This is a genomic window from Parendozoicomonas callyspongiae, from assembly GCF_023502345.1.
In the GTDB taxonomy this organism is placed as follows: Bacteria; Pseudomonadota; Gammaproteobacteria; order Pseudomonadales; family Endozoicomonadaceae; genus Sansalvadorimonas; species Sansalvadorimonas callyspongiae.
Genome location: NZ_JAMFLX010000040.1, coordinates 1 through 14,835 on the forward strand (window position 1 = coordinate 1; position 14,835 = coordinate 14,835).

Annotated in this window: 12 protein-coding genes; 10 read left to right on the forward strand and 2 right to left on the reverse strand. The window is 48.7% G+C overall.

The window, feature by feature from the left end:
• Window positions 1-3,094: hypothetical protein (locus M3P05_RS18855; protein WP_249701659.1), on the forward strand; the 3,094-nt coding region annotated here is incomplete at its 5' end.
• A 68-nt stretch (window positions 3,095-3,162) separates the two neighbouring features.
• Here the strand turns inward: M3P05_RS18855 and M3P05_RS18860 are convergent.
• On the reverse strand, window positions 3,163-4,350 hold the full coding sequence (locus M3P05_RS18860) for a hypothetical protein (protein WP_249701660.1): 1,188 nt from the start codon (window positions 4,348-4,350) through the stop codon (window positions 3,163-3,165).
• Window positions 4,351-4,664: 314 nt separating this feature from the next.
• On the opposite strand from M3P05_RS18860, the gene rpsB reads away from it, so the two are divergent.
• The 8 genes from rpsB (at window position 4,665) to cmoB (ending at window position 11,898) form a co-directional block, all read left to right on the forward strand.
• Entirely contained in the window at window positions 4,665-5,465 is an 801-nt protein-coding gene (gene rpsB / locus M3P05_RS18865) for a 30S ribosomal protein S2 (RefSeq protein ID WP_249701661.1), read from the forward strand.
• Between the two features lie 229 nt (window positions 5,466-5,694).
• Window positions 5,695-6,552 (forward strand): translation elongation factor Ts, encoded by an 858-nt coding sequence (tsf, locus tag M3P05_RS18870; RefSeq protein WP_249701662.1) that lies wholly within the window; start codon window positions 5,695-5,697, stop codon window positions 6,550-6,552.
• Window positions 6,553-6,862: 310 nt separating this feature from the next.
• Window positions 6,863-7,591 (forward strand): UMP kinase, encoded by a 729-nt coding sequence (gene pyrH, locus M3P05_RS18875; RefSeq protein WP_249701663.1) that lies wholly within the window; start codon window positions 6,863-6,865, stop codon window positions 7,589-7,591.
• Between the two features lie 175 nt (window positions 7,592-7,766).
• Complete coding sequence (frr, locus tag M3P05_RS18880; RefSeq protein WP_249701664.1) at window positions 7,767-8,324, forward strand: ribosome recycling factor; 558 nt, start codon at window positions 7,767-7,769, stop codon at window positions 8,322-8,324.
• 79 nt (window positions 8,325-8,403) lie between these two features.
• Window positions 8,404-9,210 (forward strand): polyprenyl diphosphate synthase, encoded by an 807-nt coding sequence (gene uppS / locus M3P05_RS18885; RefSeq protein ID WP_249701665.1) that lies wholly within the window; start codon window positions 8,404-8,406, stop codon window positions 9,208-9,210.
• A 55-nt stretch (window positions 9,211-9,265) separates the two neighbouring features.
• Window positions 9,266-10,063 (forward strand): phosphatidate cytidylyltransferase, encoded by a 798-nt coding sequence (locus tag M3P05_RS18890; protein WP_249701666.1) that lies wholly within the window; start codon window positions 9,266-9,268, stop codon window positions 10,061-10,063.
• Window positions 10,064-10,173: 110 nt separating this feature from the next.
• Window positions 10,174-10,902 carry a carboxy-S-adenosyl-L-methionine synthase CmoA gene (gene cmoA, locus M3P05_RS18895; protein WP_249701667.1) on the forward strand — a complete coding sequence of 243 codons (729 nt, stop codon included), beginning with the start codon at window positions 10,174-10,176 and terminating at the stop codon, window positions 10,900-10,902.
• 15 nt (window positions 10,903-10,917) lie between these two features.
• Entirely contained in the window at window positions 10,918-11,898 is a 981-nt protein-coding gene (gene cmoB, locus M3P05_RS18900) for a tRNA 5-methoxyuridine(34)/uridine 5-oxyacetic acid(34) synthase CmoB (RefSeq protein WP_249701668.1), read from the forward strand.
• Window positions 11,899-12,455: 557 nt separating this feature from the next.
• Here cmoB and M3P05_RS18905 read toward each other — a convergent pair.
• Window positions 12,456-13,244, reverse strand: a complete 789-nt coding sequence (locus M3P05_RS18905) for a methyltransferase domain-containing protein (RefSeq protein ID WP_249701669.1) — start codon at window positions 13,242-13,244, stop codon at window positions 12,456-12,458.
• Between the two features lie 223 nt (window positions 13,245-13,467).
• On the opposite strand from M3P05_RS18905, the gene rseP reads away from it, so the two are divergent.
• Window positions 13,468-14,829 (forward strand): sigma E protease regulator RseP, encoded by a 1,362-nt coding sequence (gene rseP, locus M3P05_RS18910; RefSeq protein WP_249701670.1) that lies wholly within the window; start codon window positions 13,468-13,470, stop codon window positions 14,827-14,829.
• The last annotated feature ends 6 nt before the right edge of the window (window positions 14,830-14,835 follow it).

Below are 14,835 nucleotides of genomic sequence, written 5' to 3' on the forward strand. Positions count from 1 at the left end.
ACCGATTGATCAAAGGACTGAGTCCGGCTTCCGTTACACACCCATGCCAGCCGTCGATAGTGGACAGGATATCTCATCTGTTTTCAGTTATCGAATATCAAACCCCAGAGGGTTATCACTCCGAGAGCATTGCCAGGCCTGTATCCGCGGAAATATTTCTGAAAGCCAGTATCAAACCATGCAACAGCAGATGGCAGACTTTATTGAGCAGATAGAAGGAATTGATATCTGGTATGGGCTTGTAACTAACAATTTGCTCGAGACTGTCAATACTCTAAAGGATATATCGAAAATACCCTTATCAAAGATGACAGGTCAATTTCTTAAAAAACTACAAAACATCCAGGAGGTACTGGGTGATACAGCCCTATGGTGCATAGGAAAGAATTCTCCAGAGTCAGAGCCTATTCTCAGATGCCTTTTTAATGCAGGTTACAGACTGTCAGAAAATAACGAATATACAGATTTAGTGGGAAAATACTGGCAATTGCCGCTGGATATTGTTCAGGAAATTTTTAGTAATAATTCGCAGGTGATGGATGATCCGGCTATGGGGCTGGAGTTCTTAAAGTATAAATCAGGCGATGTTTTTTTATGGTGGTTTGAACAATGGAATAAAAATAATAAAGGCCTTGGTTTGTTGGAAGATCTCTTTTGGGAAAAAATTAATACGGATTCAGTTTTTGTATTTGATATTTGTAACAGTGATTGTTGTCCCAAGATCGTGTTTAAATTTTTTGCGATTCCCATATTAAGAAAAATTATCCATGAAAGCGATTTGAAATCCTTTGATGAGTCTAGTGTTGCTCATGGTGATCTTGTTATGGAGAAATATTCCCAGTTTATTGAGTTACTTATAACTCATTTAGAATGTAGCGAATCAGTCATTGATGTTTTTATGAAAGTGCCTGAAACGTTTCGCCCCTATCTTCTGTGGTGGCTGACAAAGAATCAACAATTCAAAATAGTTAACCGGATACTGTCAGTACATGAAGAATACAAAGATATTTTGCGTGTTGTCGATAAAAGTAGCGGAAACAGTTGCCTGCATGTCGAGCTTTGTGGCGCTAAGTTTTATGAATTCCGCACCTTGGTAGAAACGGCTCAACTTCACTCTCTCTTCAGGCAAAAAAATCTTGGAGGCAAGTTCCCCCATGATTTTTACGGTTCTGCCACCTTGTACGCAATATCTTCTGATCTGGTGCTACCTCTGAAAATTATTGATTTTTTATTCAAGGTGCAACCACCTGAAAAGGTTCAGGAATGGCTGGAAAGACTCATTATTGGTTTTAAAGGATGCGGTGGCAGGCCTCTGATTCATATTGTGGCTTACGGTCTTCAAAAAGGCCTCACCCTAAGGTGCTGTCCCAGCATATATCAGAACTCCGAATGTTACACAGACAATATTCAGCAATTAGAAAAGGTATATCCTTTGCTGCCTACTTATCTTCCTGTGACGGCAAATAATTACAGGGCACTGGCGGATCAGTTGATTGAAAGCGATCTTTCTTCACAAGCCATTATCTGTATCCTGATTGCCCTGCCCGGGCCATACTCGCAGAAGATTATGGCGGAAATCCTTCAATCCCGGCGTGGTCATAGTTTTGTTAAGGGTCTGTTGAATACCGGGTTAAATCCACTGGGAGCAGGCTGGGATCAGGCGTACCCCTGGAATAGCCTTTTGTTTTATGCTGCTGGCAAATGTTTTGTGCCGCCAGAACCCTCTGAGGCAATAAAAACCGCATACCGGCAGCATCTGGTCGATACTGTTCGCACCTCCGGGAATGAGATCAAAGCCATGCCGGAGCTTCCGGCTGCGGTTTTGGAAAAATTTGTGAAGCAGGAAGGTTGTACTGGTGTTTACGGTCGTTCTTTGTTTACCCAGGCGGAGGGTGAGGATCGGTGTTATCGCATCAAGTTACGAAAGCGAACGTCCAGTCAGGTTGAACCGCTGGAGGAGTTGACTCGGGAAGCCGGTGTTCTTGGTTTTTTGAGGGAGCAGCAGGCTCTGTTTCAGTCATCGAAGTCTGGGCAGGGGATGGATATTCGCAGCAGGCTCCCGGTTTCTCAGGGTAATTTTGGCATTAAAAATCCGGAATCCTTGCTGGCGTTGCCCGCCGCAAAGAAAGGCCGACTGGAAGAGCAGGTTGCCACAGTGGAGGGTACAGGCCCGCTACCAGGCTATCTTTTTCACACCGCTTCGAATGAGCTTTATCATCGCTACGTGCATGAATCTGAGGGGGCCCTGGGTCTGAGCCGGGATAACTCTTTGAAAGGGTTGCAGCTTGCCGCACACGATACTGGTGTTCTGTTCAGGCACGGTCTGTCTGTCGAGAATATGCTTCCCGCGTATCATAACAATACTTGCGAAGATACACGTGAATATTTTGCTCTGAATCAGCTGCACTCCTATCAATCTCAGGGGGGGCTGATGAACTGGAATGGCCAGGCGACAGAGTTTCCAAATGTCTCTCCCTGGCCTGTGGGTTTGAGGGATTTTGCCGAAATTTGTCTGCATGAGGAGCTTATGGTGCACCCCAAGCAGATATATCCGGCATCTCCCCCGTTGCGGGTGCTGGGGAATAATATGCTGGCTCTGGAGCTTCTGCTGGCTCGAACTCTGCAGACAGAATTCAACAGCCGCAATGCCGGCATGTTCTCTAACAAGGTTGAGGAGGTTAAAAAGGAACTGTTGGTTCTCTACACAACATTGTTTGGTGAAGCATTTGGCATGCCTGAGGGCAGTGATTCCCGCCAACAGCTTTGGCGGTTGCTTGAGACCGGAGGGCTCGCTGATCAGGCGGCCAGAGAAATGGTGTACTGGTGTGAAACAGGGGAGCATCCCGGTTGGGTCCAGGACGTGAGAGAGAAGGCCATTCCGGCATGGGTGTATCCTTCCCCGGATGCAGAGACCCAGGCGGCATTTCTGCGGAAAAAAAACAGCTACCTCCTCAAAGAGCGGGGGTTTTTGTGCAGCACCCATAACCCGGATCTGAACCTTGGTAAGGCGAATGGCTGGTTTCTTTTGGTGCAGAGTAATTGTATGAAGGTGCTGGCTCTGGCGATGGGTGTTGTGCATAACGCAAAACCCTGATGAGCTGCCGATCTTGCCAGGACTGTCTTGTAAGAAGGGTGGAGTGATACCTTGTTTCAGGGTGTTTTCTATAGCAGGTGATCAATAATCAATTTCCTGTTTTTGAGTGAGTACTCGTAGCAATTTGATCGAAATTCGGAAAGGTCGGCAATAATGGTTTCGCAGAACCAGGGAAACTTGTACTTGGTTTCTGCATATTTCTGGCTGCCTCCCATAAGAACCCCAAGGCTGTAGGCTGGAAACTGCCTGTAGCGACTGACAACAAACCCGATCTGGTATTTTGGATCTGTTGCCTCAAGGATGGCTTCATAGTGGGGGTCTTCGATTCCATTATGAATGGCCGGATTGCGGGCGGTAATGCCATAGCGGACCAGTAGGAGAAACTTTGTGTGAGTGGCAGGTGTCTGACTCTTCTGTTTGTCGTTCCAGTCGGCGATATGTTTTCTGAATTCCTCCAGGAAACGATCTTTGGCAGTTGAGGCTTGCTTATTCTCGTACCTGGTTTGGTGTGGCATGTTCTGGATGGTTTTATCTGAGGCCCAGTTAATTATGATTTCACTGAAAATGGATTGATTACCATTGTGTTGATGGCTCTGGTTTAGTTCGGACATGTGTTTGATCCACCATCCGAAGTGGCGGTGAAAGAGGTAGCTGTCGCTTTTAGGGAGTTCTGTGTGTTTGAAGGCGTGAACTATCAAAGGTGTCTGGCTATGGTTGGAGGCATTATTGCTGGTTTGGGCTGAAGGCTGAAAAGACTCTGTGGGCTTTATGTTTTTTAGCGCCAGCTGCTCCAGATTTGCATGCTGGGTGCTTTCACCTGTCAGTATGGTTTCCTCGATACCGAGCTCATCAATTTCTGTGAAGGTGGCCTCCCGGCTGACGCCGTCAAACCGGGTATGACTCAGTTGGATTCCCTGATCGCCAAGAGTTAGCAGGGCAGGTTGGTTTTCAACCGTGGCCAGAAAGATGGAGGTACCCGTTTCCTCGCCGTTTTTCAGAATTCTTGCCGGGAGGCGTTCGGTGACAGAGACCGCCTGGATACCGATGTTGGAGCGGTAGTCAAAATCAACCTGGATGGAAGGGTTTTCAGTGATGCCTTGCCCTGATGCAGAAAAGCCTGATGGAGGGATTGATCTGATCTGGTCTGCCACCCTTTGAAACCCGTCACCCTCCAGCGAGAGTGTGTCTGCTGCTAGAGGCTCGGGAATCAATAACAGCAATAATGGAATGGTGAGGGCATGTCTCGCCAGATTCATAGGGTGCCACCGGGTTTATGGTTGTTTACAGACCTATCGACAAAAGTGCCCTGACCTCGAACGCTCCCGTCTCACTTATAATGATTACAGTTGATGAATCTCAGATTCTCATCATAATTGTGGCGATAGCTATTTCTATATGGTATAAAGCCGCGCTGCTGCATCCGATTTGGATGTAGCTTATTTTATCTATCATGAAATCGCACATATACCGACACATAATCCGGGGTGCCCCAGAGTTGCCAATATGGTGATTCGAGAGGGTCGGTTTATGGGGTGTATGGAGGCATAACCCCTTCAGGAGTTAAAAAGTCATGGCACAAGTTACCATGCGTGAGATGCTGAAAGCCGGCGTCCACTTCGGTCACCAGACCCGTTACTGGAACCCAAAGATGGGTCGTTACATCTTCGGTGCCCGTAACAAGATTCATATCATCAACCTCGAGCACACCCTGCCTGCTTTCAACAATGCCCTGGACTTCATCAAGAAGCTGGCTGAAGGCAAGAACAAGGTTCTGTTCGTAGGCACTAAGCGCGCTGCTGGTAAGCACGTTCGCGAACAGTCTCTGCGTTGCGGCCAGCCTTTCGTTGACCATCGCTGGTTGGGCGGCATGCTGACCAACTACAAGACCATCCGTCAGTCCATCCGCCGCCTGCGCGACCTGGAAGTACAGCGTGAAGACGGTACCTTCGAGAAGCTGACCAAGAAAGAAGCTCTGATGCGTACTCGTCAGCTGGAAAAGCTGGATCGTTCCCTGGGTGGTATCAAGGACATGGGCGGTCTGCCTGACTGCCTGTTCGTGATCGACGTTGAGCACGAGAAGATTGCTATTCAGGAAGCCAACAAGCTGGGCATCCCTGTTATCGGTATCGTGGACACCAACAGCAACCCTGACGGTGTTGACATGATCATTCCAGGTAACGATGACGCGATCCGCGCTATTCAGCTGTACCTGGAAAGCGCTGCTGACACCATTCTGGAAGCTCGCGCTGCTCAGGTTGCTACCGGCGAATACGTTGAAGCAGAAGAAGCTCCTGCCGAAGCTCCTGCTGCTGCTCCTGCTGCTCCTGCTGCTGATGCTGCTGCTGGCGAAAAAGGCGCTGAAGAAGCCTGATATTAGGCTTGAGTTGCCAGATCCACGGATCGTACTCAATATATGCGGCCTGCGGATCGCAACAGAAAAAAGGGGGCCTTGCCCCCTTTTTTCCGAAGTGCAGTTGTAAGCTGATAGTTCAGATGTTTTGCCTGAAAGGCGCTGCATGGATGATCAGCTTCTACAAAGAACTCATACGGATTACGCAGGGTTGCGTCATCCGTTTTCTTACAGGTAAGAGGATACTGAGATGGCAATTTCCGCTTCTCTGGTAAAAGAACTGCGTGACCGTACTGGTCTGGGCATGATGGAGTGCAAGCGCGCTCTGACTGCAGCTAATGGCGACATTGAAGTAGCTATCGAAGAGATGCGTAAGTCCGGTCAGGCCAAAGCTGCCAAGAAAGCCGGTCGTACCGCTGCTGAAGGTGTTGTTGTCACCAAGATCATCGACGGTGGCAAGGCTGCCCTGATGGTTGAAGTGAACTCTGAAACTGACTTTGCTGCCCGTGATGCAGGTTTCGTTGCTTTTGCTGATGAAGTTCTGGCCAAGGCAGAAGCAGAATCTCTGTTCGAAATTGATGCTCTGAAAGAAGCTCTGGAACCTACTCGTCAGGCTCTGGTTCAGAAGATCGGTGAAAACATCGGTGTTCGTCGTATCGTTAAGCTGGAAGGCGGCGTAACCGGCGCTTACGTTCACGGTAACAAGCGTATCGCTGTTCTGGTTGCTCTGGAAGGCGGTAACGAAGAAGTTGCTAAAGACATCGCCATGCATGTTGCTGCTGTTAACCCTCAGGTTGTTAACAAAGAAGACATGCCTGCTGAGCTGGTAGAGAAGGAGAAGGAAATCTTCACCGCTCAGGCTCAACAGTCTGGCAAGCCTGCTGAAATCATCGAAAAGATGATCGTTGGTCGTATCAACAAGTTCCTGGCTGAAAACAGCCTGGTAGAACAGGCTTTCGTTAAGGATCCTGAAATCAAGATCGGCAAGCTGGCTAAAGACGCTGGCGCTACCGTTCTGGGCTTCGTACGTTACGAAGTTGGTGAAGGTATCGAGAAAGAAGAAGTTGACTTCGCTGCTGAAGTTGCTGCCGCTGCTGCCGGTAACTAATTCTTCTTTGCAGGCCCCTGAAACTGATTTTCTTGTAAGTCAGCTTTGAATGGGTCAACAACAGGGTGACGTAAGTCGCCCTGTTGTGTGTCTGGCATTTGTAATTCTGCTTTTGCCGGGCAAATGGCTGTTTTGGCGCTGCACATCTTTCTCTGGCGGTGTCACAATGATGTTTGACTGTATTAATCTTGCACAGGTGTGCAGTCAGTCGTCTGGGTATTTTGCTTTTTGATTCGCACAAGTATCCAAACCGACTGCCTGTTAGGTTGTCTTGATAAGACCTAATAATTTCTGATCACAGGAATAGACTATGCCCGCTACAGATCGCCAACCCAAATATAACCGAATCCTGCTCAAGCTCAGTGGTGAAGCACTGATGGGGGATGGGGATTTTGGCATTGATCCCAAGGTGCTGGATCGAATGGCTCTGGAGATTGGTCAGCTTGTCGGTATCGGCGTTCAGGTCGGCCTGGTTATCGGTGGAGGTAACCTGTTTCGTGGCGCAGCTCTTCAGGAAGCCGGCATGGATCGCGTGACCGGTGACCATATGGGTATGCTGGCAACAGTAATGAATGCCCTGGCCATGCGTGATGCTTTAGAGCGTTCCAATATTAATACACGAGTGATGTCTGCTATTCCAATGAGCGGCGTAGTAGAGCATTATGATCGTCGTCGGGCAATTCGTTACCTTAGCGGCGGTGACGTGGTAATCTTCTCTGCCGGAACCGGTAATCCGTTCTTCACCACGGATTCAGCCGCCTGTCTGCGTGGCATTGAGTCAGAAGCAGATGTTGTGCTGAAGGCAACCAAGGTTGACGGTATTTATGACAGCGATCCGGTGAAAAACCCGGGTGCTGTGAAGTTTGATGAACTCAGCTATGACGAAGTCCTTGATCGCAAGCTGGGTGTCATGGATCTTACCGCGATCTGCCTGGTGCGTGATCACCAGATGCCTGTACGTGTATTTAATATGAACAAGCCCGGTGCTCTGCTGAATGTTGTCGTGGGTGGCAACGAAGGTACGCTTGTAACACCATGATCGCACCTTTCCTGCTGCGAGATAAGCTCAGGGCCGTTTGCGTGATAACAGGTATTTCGGGTCAGACCTGTAACAAATTTTCAGGATGTTAGGTGGGATGTTTTGTTCCACCTGTATGTTATTTGAATTGCAGGGCCGCCGCTCCGGCTTTGCAGGGTTGCTTTGGGAGTGAATGATGATTAACGAAATTAAAGCTGATGCTGAAGAGCGTATGGGCAAGACCATTGAGTCCCTGTCCCACGCTTTCGCCAAAATCCGTACTGGTCGTGCCCATCCAAGTCTGCTGGATTCTGTACGTGTAAGCTACTATGGCTCTGAATCTCCCCTGAGCCAGGTTGCCAACATCTCTGCTGAAGATGCTCGTACTCTGGCTATTCGTGTTTGGGAACGTTCCATGGTTCCTGAAGTTGAAAAGGCTATTCTGAAGTCCGATCTGGGTCTGAATCCATCGACTGCTGGTGAAGTCATTCGTGTTCCTCTGCCTGCACTGACTGAAGAAACCCGTAAGGGCTACACCAAGCAGGCTCGCCACGAAGCTGAGCAGGCTCGTATCGCCATTCGCAATATCCGCCGTGATGCGATTGCTGATCTGAAAGAGCTTGAGAAAGAAAAAGAAATCGGTGAAGACGACGAGCGTCGTGGTGCTGATGAAGTGCAGAAGATCACTGATCGCTTTATCGCTGAAGTCGAAAAAGCCCTGGCTACCAAAGAAAAGGATCTGATGGCTATCTGATCCCAGAGATAACCAGATCCTGCCGGGTACGTGTTTCAGGTCATGTACCCGGTATCTCTTTCCGGTAGTGCTAAAGTCTATGACCAAGACATCTGTAAGTGATAACCCTGCTGAGACGGCTCAGTCAACTTCTGGCGGAACTGTCTCCGATCGTTTGCCCCTGGCAATTGTTCCCCGTCATGTTGCCATTATCATGGATGGCAATAACCGCTGGGCCAAGAAACACAGCAAGGGCAAACTGGGCGGCCATCGGGCCGGTGTAGAGGCTGTACGTAAGGTTATCGAATCGTGCGGTAACTATGGTGTTGAGGTTCTGACCCTGTTCGCATTTTCCAGTGAAAACTGGAATCGCCCACCCGATGAAGTCAAAGGCTTGATGGAGCTGTTTCTAAGAGCTCTGAAGTTTGAAGTCAAACGCCTGCGCAGACATCATATCCGTCTGAAGGTTATCGGTGATATTTCCGCATTCAGCCCTGCAATCCAGAAACATATTCGTCAGGCTGAAGAGAAGACAGCAACCAATTACAAAGTGACTCTGGTGGTTGCTGCCAGCTATGGCGGACAGTGGGATATCGTTGAAGCAACCCGTCAGCTTGCCGAAAAAGCCAAGTCTGGACAGCTTGATCCTGCTGATATCACGGCAGGAATGCTGGAGCAGCATCTTGTGACTGGCGATCTGCCGCCTCCGGATCTCTTGATTCGCACCAGTGGAGAACACCGTATCAGTAACTTCCTGTTATGGCAGTGTGCCTACTCGGAGTTTTACTTCACTGATGTTCTGTGGCCGGATTTTGGCCCCGATGAGTTCTATAAGGCTTTGCAGAGTTTCAGTCAGCGTCAGCGGCGCTTTGGCAAGACCAGTGAGCAGATTGAATCAGACGCATGACACTACCTCCAATCCTGAACACGACACATAATATCAGCCATGGACTGAAACAAGCATGCTGAAACAGAGAGTAATCACAGGCCTGGCTTTATTGCCAGTTGCTATTGGGGGCGTGTTCTTTTTGCCTCAGCAGTGGTTCGCAGTATTTGTTGGAGCCATCATCCTTCTTGGTGCCTGGGAATGGGCTAACCTTTCTGGTTTTTCTTCCCAGTGGCAACGAGTTTCCTATGCCACTGTGACCGGGCTGATGATGTATCTGTTCTTCGGTATGCCTGCCAGCTTCCTGCTGGGGGTTGGGTTGGCCTGGTGGCTGACAGCCCTGATGCTGGTGATCAGTTATCCCGACTCCACTGCAGCCTGGCGGATGCGTTTTGTGCGCCTTCTTATGGGCTGGCTGGTTCTTATGCCGGCCTGGGCGGGGCTTGTTTACCTGAAATCCCAGGATAATGGTAATGAGTTGATTCTCTATGTGTTTGTTCTGGTCTGGGGGGCTGATGTTGGTGCCTATTTCTCCGGCCGGGCTTTTGGTCGTCGCAAGCTTGCGCCTCATCTTAGCCCTGGTAAAACCTGGGAAGGTGTATTTGGCGGTTTGTTCCTGATTACCCTGGTTGCCCTGGGTGTAGGCTGGTACCGTGAACTGGCACTGTTCCATATGCTGGCTCTGCTGGCTGTCACCTGGATTGTTGGAATGGTATCTGTGCTTGGTGATCTCCTTGAGAGTATGTTCAAGCGTGAGCGCGGTATCAAGGACAGCAGTCAGTTGCTCCCCGGTCATGGTGGTGTGATGGATCGTATCGACAGCCTCACCGCAGCGGTACCTGTCTTCTCTGTATTCTGGTTGCTGGCCAGCTAAGAGAGATAGTCCCTTCTCTATGGAAAAGTCTGCATATGATGCAGACTTTTTCTTTTTGGCTGAAAAGCCAGCTAATGTTTTCTTTCTATAAATGGTAAGGCTGTTAACGAATGAGCGGCTTTCAGGATCGAGTTTTTGCCGAGCAGCAGGAAACTGTTGCAGCTTTCAAGTTTGATGAAGCAGTTGCCCGGGTCTTTCCGGATATGATTCAGCGCTCTGTACCAGGCTACAGTATGGTGGTTTCCATGATTGGCCTGGTTGCGGATCGCTATGCCCGCCCCGGTACCAATATTTATGACCTGGGAAGTTCACTGGGAGCCGTTTCAATTGCCATGCGGCATGCGGTTTCCCATGAGAACTGCCGGATTATTGCAATTGATAACTCCGAAGCCATGACTGAGCGCTGTGAGAAGATTATTGCTGAAGATGATGGTGGCATTCCTGTTGATGTTCTGTGCGGTGATATTCGTGAAACCATGATCGAGAATGCCTCTGTAGCAGCTTTGAATTTCACCTTGCAGTTTATTCCTGTTGAGGATCGTCTGGATTTGCTGAAATCCATTCGTAACGGCCTGTGTTCCGGCGGAGCTCTGATCCTTTCAGAAAAACTGGCTTTCCCTGCCCAGCATCAGACTATCCTCGATACTCTGTACTACGACTACAAGCGTGCCAATGGTTATTCTGAGCTTGAGATCAGTCAGAAACGCACTGCTCTGGAAAATGTTCTTGTGCCGGAGTCTTTGGATGAGCACAGGGAACGTTTGATTGAGGCCGGGTTCAGGCATGTTGTTCCCTGGTACCAGGGGTTTAATTTCTGCTCCCTGCTGGCAGTTCGGTAACTGGATTAACGTTTTATGATTGCCACTCTTTACGATGACCTGTTTGAGGCCATGGTTGATACCCGCCTGGAGCCTTGGCTGAATACACTACGTGATCAGTTGCATGAAGTGCTGATTAATACTCCCCATGGTGATATGACCCGCTGGCAGGGGGCTTTAAGCAAGCTGCCACCCTTGAATGCTGATACGGTTGATCTGGAAACCAGAGCGGTAAAGGTTTCCAGTGAAGAGCCTCTTTCTGACGAAGCATCTCAACAGTTGCGTTATGCTTTGAAGGCGCTATGCCCCTGGCGAAAAGGGCCTTTCGATCTGTTTGGTGAATATATTGATACCGAATGGCGGTCTGACTGGAAGTGGGATCGTTTAATCTCTCATATCTCACCGTTGTCCGGGCGTCAGGTTCTGGATGTGGGCTGTGGTTCCGGTTATCACATGTGGCGGATGCTGGGAGCGGGCGCCAGTCGAGTACTGGGCGTCGATCCATCACGTCTGTTTCTGATGCAGTTTGAAGCGGTTAAAAAATATATCGGTCGCGATCAGCCTGTTCACCTTCTGCCCTTGAAAATGGAAGATGTGCCGCCACGCCTTCGTGCCTTTGATACAGTCTTCTCCATGGGGGTTCTGTATCACCGCAAATCACCTATTGAGCATTTGCAGGAGTTGCATGGAGCTTTGCGTGCCGGTGGTGAACTGGTTCTCGAAACACTGGTTATTGATGGTGAACTGGGTGAGGTGCTAATGCCGGAAGACCGCTATGCCATGATGCGCAATGTCTGGTTCTTGCCAAGTCCTGATACTCTGTTGTTGTGGCTGCGTCGCTCTGGTTTTCGTAATGCTTGCGTGGTTGATATGAACCGGACAACAGCTGATGAGCAGCGCACAACCGAATGGATGGGTTTTAACTCGTTGAAAGATTTTCTTGATCCTAATGATCATCTGAAAACTGTTGAAGGGTTACCTGCTCCTTTAAGAGCTGTTGTTGTTGCTGAGGCTTGATTTGGAGACAGGATTGCACTTTAGGGTGCAATCCTGATTGAAGGGCAAAATTATAAATAGCTATAGAAGATAGTTTTAACTCTACTGCCTTCCCATGTTTTGTGCAGTTTTACCACGAACTTGTTGACGAAATCCCTGCTGCTCATCCTGTAGGGTGTGTTCATGTCAGAGCTGTACACAGTCACTCGCTCATCTTGATAGGTTGCGATATAGCGGTGTGATGGTGGGGCTGCATAAGCACCTGCAGCAAAATCAAGTTCAAAAACTACGGCCTTACCTTCGGGTAGGTTGATCAGTACATTGTTGACTGTCGCCTGGGTGACACGTCTGTCGCCATTGAATAGCATTGGGGTGGGGAGATGGTCGGCCTTGCTAATCTTTGATATGGCTTGCTGGTAAAACTCGCTATATCTTGTTTTTTGGTGGTGTACTGGCTCGAAGCCTTCCTGCTCATATGGCTATCCAGCAAAATGCGCAAGGTGCTTCGTGCTTGATCTAGTGCGTGATAAGTATTGATAACATGACTGTTACCAGTGTAGGTAGTGCTTCCCCGGTGCTTATTTATTCTGACAGAGCAAGTGGATGTAGCGAGCAATATTGAGATAAGGTTCCTGTCTTCCATAGATTTTTTCAGCCTTCAGGATATCGTCAAAGCTGCTGCGTTCGCGATCATGGGAGCGCATGTTGTCATAGATGGCCCGAATTCCGGTAGAAGCTTTAATCTCAAAATCATTATTGAGAAGCCAGTCTTGGACGTCTTCTGGGTTCTGAGGGTTATCAGGTGTTAGTGTCTTGCCATTGCCTTTCAGGTGCGCACCTTGGTTGTTGGTATAGACAAAATTACCCATCATAAGATGGCGCCAGATAAGTGATTGTCTGTTATAGAACAGCACTGAGAACCAGCCACCGGGTTTGACCAGTTTGCCAAGCTCTTTAAGAACCTGTCTGGGATTTTCCAGCCATTCAATAACGGCATGAAACAGAATCAGGTCAGCCTGCCGATTCACGTAAGTTGGCAGGTTTTGGATGGGTGTGTGAATAAACTCTACTGAAGTGCCGGGGGTGATATCATTGTAGTTTTCTCGTGCCCGGTTCAGCATCTCTCCTGACAAATCACACAATGCCACTTCGTGGCGGGTGTTTCTGGTTAGCTCGGCTGAAAACAGGCCAGTACCACCTCCGGCATCAATAATGTATTTACCGGAGTTCTCGCTATCTGCTATCCAGGGAATATGGGTTTCAAGATCTTCGCGAATTAACGCCGTACGTATTCTTCCTTTATCTGTCCCATAAATCTGACGATGGAAGCGTTCAGCAAGTGCGTCGAAATTTCTGTCAGCTGTCAACCCTGCAGCTCCTGAAAAAAATGGCGCATCATAACAGATTTGAACTGAATAAGATGATAGTCGGTGAAGTTTGTAGGCAAAGAGTTGGCGTAGTGAAATTATTCGCTATATGTGTTTAAGTTTAATAATAAAGTCGGTGATCTATTTGCTAGTTCTATGCTCTATGTGCGAGCATTAACGCCGTTGAGTTTACTAGTCGGATAATCTAAGAGACGACTGCTGCATGGATTCAATCCAGACAATTTTAGCTTTTATCGTGACCCTCGGTTTGTTGGTCAGTATCCATGAATATGGGCACTTCTGGGTTGCCCGGCGCTGTGGTATTAAAGTGCTGCGCTTCAGTGTTGGTTTTGGCAAGCCGCTCTTTACCTGGCGTGACCGGCAGGATACTGAATATGTTATTGCGGCTATTCCACTTGGCGGGTATGTCAAGATGCTGGATGAAAGGGAAGGGGATGTCGCTGAAGAGGAGCGCCACCTCTCGTTCAACAGCAAACCTGTTCTGGCACGTATTGCGGTTGTAGCTGCGGGACCCATAGCAAACTTTCTCCTGGCTATAGCTGCCCTTTGGATCATGTATATGATCGGGATCAGGGCTCTTGTTCCTGTTGTTGGTGAAATAGCACCCGGTTCACTTGCGGCTCAGTCTGGCATTGTTTCAGGTGCCGAGATTGTTGCTGTTGATGGCAGGGAAACCAGAAGCTGGCATGACGTCAATATGGCTTTGCTAAGGCCGGTTGGTGAAAGCCGGTCCCTGGATCTGTCTTTGCGCCAATTTGAAAAGCCCTCCGCTGCACCTTATTCCGTAACGGTGAATATTCAAAGCTGGCTGCTAGGTGAAGAGCAACCGAATCCTGTCAGAGCTTTGGGCATAGCTCCCTGGACACCATCGGTACCGGCAATTATTGGAAAGATTGTGCCTGATGGTGCTGCTGACAAAGCCGGTCTCCGGGCAAGTGATGAAATTATCAGTATGCAGGGGCAGCCGGTTACAGGATGGAATGAGTGGGTTGAGCTTATTCGTGAAAATGCCGGTAATGAACTTTCTGTTGAAGTGCGACGGGATGGTCGTTTGGAAAATTTGCAGCTGATACCGGGAGAAAAAGAATTAGCCGATGGCACAAAAATTGGTTACATTGGTGCAGGATCAAGTCCTTATTCCTGGCCTGAAGAATATATTCGTGATATTCGGTTTGGGCCGGTGGCTGCTTTGGGGGTGGCTGCTGCAGATACGGCATCTCTGTCAACATTAATGCTGGATTCCCTTGGCAAAATGGTGACAGGTCTTGTTTCAGTCAGCAATCTCAGTGGACCGATTACTATTGCAAAAGCGGCGGGTGCATCCGTTAAATCGGGAGTTGAGAGTTTTCTCAGCTTCCTCGCTATGCTTAGTGTAAGTCTCGGGGTGATTAATCTTTTGCCTGTGCCGGTACTCGACGGCGGTCACCTGCTGTATCATTTTGTAGAATTGCTCAGAGGCAAGCCTCTATCGGAAAAGATGCAGATGTTTGGCATGCGCATCGGGCTTGCTCTGATTTTGGGCATAATGTTTGTTGCCCTGTTTAACGACTTAAGTCGATTGTGACGCTCT